We start from the raw sequence: 773 nt of genomic DNA on the forward strand, positions 1-773 counted from the left end.
TTGTGAAGGTCGTCTTCGGTTGTTCCTCTGCTCATGCCGAAGGCTTGATATCAAGCTCACCGTTGAGGTAGCTTCTTGCCACGCTCGAATATAAAAGCTTCAGTGCCGCTTCATCTATCTCTTTATCCTCTGGCGTCTTGTCGTCTCGTAATCTCCTTGCGTACCTGTCAGTGTCAGTCGGGATATTTTCTTCACCTAATTCCAACGGCGGGCGGCGAGGATGCCGATACACCACATCAATGGCCAAAGTGCAATAAGAATTATCGGGAAATGTCATTTTCACGCCTAGTTCTGAACACTCTTCCAATTTCACGCCGTGAATCATCATGAGAACATTCTCCTTTCACAATCTCCCCCGAAGAGAAAGCCACCGTGGTACAATACAAGCGGCCTTCTTCTCAGGCCCTCGCCCTTGCTACTGTCCTAACAGTTCCAAGGGCCTTTTTGATGCGCCGTACCGAATCGACGTGCTTCAATCCATCACCTCTCTTGTTGTTCATTTATGAATTATTTATTTTCACTAATGAAATGATACATCTGTATCATTCACTTGTCAACAGAAATATTTCATAAATGAAAGATTCATGGTATAATCTGCGATAGAAAGGACGGCGATAAAATGCCATTCAACTATAAACCATTGTTTAAACTGCTGATTGATAAAGATATGAGCAAGGAAGACCTAAGGAAGACGATCTCAACTTCTTCACGCACAATCACCAAAATGAACAAAGGCGAATACGTGGCTCTCGAAGTGCTCGACCGCATCTGTT

At 44.1% G+C, this 773-nt stretch carries 2 protein-coding genes; one reads left to right on the forward strand and one right to left on the reverse strand.

The features are described 5' to 3' along the window. Positions 1-31 precede the first annotated feature (31 nt). Positions 32-328, reverse strand: coding sequence for a hypothetical protein (locus tag HMPREF7215_RS03200; RefSeq protein ID WP_040550322.1), 297 nt, complete (start codon positions 326-328; stop codon positions 32-34). 291 nt (positions 329-619) lie between these two features. Between HMPREF7215_RS03200 and HMPREF7215_RS12715 the strand changes: the two genes are divergently transcribed. Continuing rightward, a partial coding sequence (locus tag HMPREF7215_RS12715; protein WP_083798229.1) for a helix-turn-helix domain-containing protein occupies positions 620-773 on the forward strand: 154 nt, incomplete at its 3' end.

The sequence above is a fragment of the Pyramidobacter piscolens W5455 genome (assembly GCF_000177335.1).
Lineage (GTDB): Bacteria > Synergistota > Synergistia > Synergistales > Dethiosulfovibrionaceae > Pyramidobacter > Pyramidobacter piscolens.